At 62.0% G+C, this 532-nt stretch carries 1 protein-coding gene; it reads left to right on the forward strand.

Features of this window, described 5'->3' with window-relative positions; genetic code table 11:
- Nucleotides 1-27: 27 nt before the first annotated feature.
- A partial coding sequence (locus WBR68_RS31460) for a lytic transglycosylase domain-containing protein (protein WP_230696282.1) occupies nt 28-532 on the forward strand: 505 nt, incomplete at its 3' end.

Genomic DNA, 532 nt, shown 5'->3' on the forward strand with positions numbered 1-532 from the left:
GGCTTCGGCATGGTGGGGAATTGACCGATGGACTTCCCTACCCTCGCCAGGCAGTGTGCGCCCGACGTGCACATCAGTACGCTCAGCGCTGTGGTCCGTCACGAGTCAGCCTTCAATCCGCTCGCCATTGGAGTCAACGCCAAGCCCCATGTAAGCATCCGCCCGAAGTCCAAAGAGGAGGCAATCCAGGCGGTGCGCGATCTGATGGCTAAAGGTGTGGACTTCGACGTTGGCTACGGCCAGATCAACGTGCGGAACTGGAAGTGGCTCGGTGTCACGCCCGAGAGTATCTTCGACCCTTGCGTCAACCTCGCATCTGCCCAGCGCGTCCTCGTCGATTGCTACAAGCGAGCTGCCAAGCTGCACGGCCCCGGACAGAACGCGCTGTATGCGGCATTCAGTTGCTACAACACGGGCAACCTGACCTCGGGCTTCAGGAATGGGTATGTCAGCAAGGTCATCGCCGGCGCTGGCCTGGCGGTACCGGCCATCGTGAAGGAGGGCGGCGCGCCCGCCAATGCTGACGCCAAGA

It is taken from the genome of Achromobacter sp. JD-1 (assembly GCF_038594925.1).
Classification (GTDB): domain Bacteria; phylum Pseudomonadota; class Gammaproteobacteria; order Burkholderiales; family Burkholderiaceae_B; genus Achromobacter; species Achromobacter spanius_C.